Source organism: Deltaproteobacteria bacterium (assembly GCA_026712905.1).
Lineage (GTDB): Bacteria > Desulfobacterota > Binatia > UBA9968 > JAJDTQ01 > JAJDTQ01.
The window spans coordinates 1-1594 of the sequence record JAPOPM010000061.1 but is presented as its reverse complement, the minus strand read 5'-3'; the positions used below and the strand labels follow the sequence as shown (position 1 = coordinate 1594).

General features: G+C 63.5%; 1 protein-coding gene. It reads left to right on the top strand.

Annotated features, from left to right (window positions below):
* The coding region (gene ltrA / locus OXF11_04580; GenBank protein MCY4486374.1) for a group II intron reverse transcriptase/maturase at positions 1–1232 on the top strand (1232 nt) is incomplete at its 5' end.
* Positions 1233–1594 lie beyond the last annotated feature (362 nt).

Here is a 1594-nt window from a genome sequence, read left to right as displayed (position 1 = left end):
TCTTCGGTTTGAAGAAGGACGCTGCGGCAGGTGCGGACGGCATGACGTGGCGGATGTACGAGGAAGGGCTGGAAGGCCGTCTTGCCGACCTCCACGACCGAGTGCACTCGGGGGCGTACCGGGCGACGCCATCACGGCGGGTGAACATCCCGAAGCCGGATGGCGGCACACGACCGCTCGGCGTCGCGGCCATAGAAGACAAAATCGTCCAGAAGGCCGTGGCGGAGATAATCCTGACGCCGATTTACGAGGCGGAATTCCTGGGGTTCAGCTACGGGTTCCGGCCCGGGCGTGGGGCGCACGACGCGCTCGATGCGCTCGCGGTCGGGATGGAACGGCGCAAGATCAACTGGGTGGTCGATTGTGACATCCGCAGGTTTTTCGACACGGTTTCGAGGGACTGGCTGGTCCGGTTCCTGGAGCACCGGATCGGGGACAAGCGGGTTATCAGGCTGATCATCAAATGGTTGAACGCCGGCGTCATGGAAGCTGGAGAGTGGCGTGACGACCTGCGGGGGACGCCGCAAGGTTCGGTGATTTCGCCGATTCTCGCGAACGTCTACCTGCACTATGTTCTTGATCTTTGGTTCCAGAAGAAGTGGCGCAGCCACGAGGTCAGCGGCGACACAATCATCGTTCGCTACGCCGATGATTTCGTGGTGGGCTTCCAACACGAGTGGGACGCGGAGTGCTTCCTGAACGCCGCAAAGGAGCGGTTCGGATGCTTCGAGCTGGAGTTACACCCAGACAAGACCCGGCTCATTGAGTTCGGGCGGTTTGCCATCAGTCGCCGTCGGCAACGAGGGTTGGGCAGACCGGAGACCTTCGACTTCCTGGGCTTCACGCACTACTGCGCAGAGTCCAGACGGGGGAGCTTTCAGTGGGGGCGCAAGCCGGTGGCGAAGAGGATGAGCCGCACCCTGAAGCGGATAGGGGAGGTGCTACGCAGGCGGATGCATGAAGACGTTGAGGAAACGGCGAAGTGGCTGGGAAAGGTGCTGGACGGATGGCTGAACTACTATGCCGTTCCGACCAGTGCCCGACATCTGTGCCGCTTTGTCGACCGCCTGAAGCGGATGTGGCTCTCCATCCTACGCCGCAGATCGCAAAAGGACCGATCTACGTGGGCCAGCATCGACAGACTAAAGGCACAACACTGGCCCTCGCCCAAAGTACGACACCCGTGGCCGGATCAACGCTTTGCCGTCACGCGCCTTGCGAGCGCAACCTGAGGGAGGAGCCGGATGCCTTAGCAGGCACGTCCGGATCTGTGCGGGGGGAGCGGGGCAACCCGCTTCCCTACCGCGATAGATGCCCGATGGTGCGGAAGTCGGCGGTCTCCGTGCCTGGGAGGTCCGGCGCGCCGCCTTGGAGAGTGGCCGCGTTCCCAGTAGGCCTTCTCAAGACTTGCTAGCGCCGGGCCGACGCACCGGCCCCGCGCTTCAGGGGCCGGTGCGCCCCACGCGAGGCGTTGGAGAGTTCACGTGAGCCGACTTCACGGTCGGGCATCTTCACGGCCGGTCCTAGGAGTTCTTGGGGAAGGCCGGAAGGAGCGGAGCGACTGGAGGACCCGCAGGGTTGCTGGAGTGAGCAC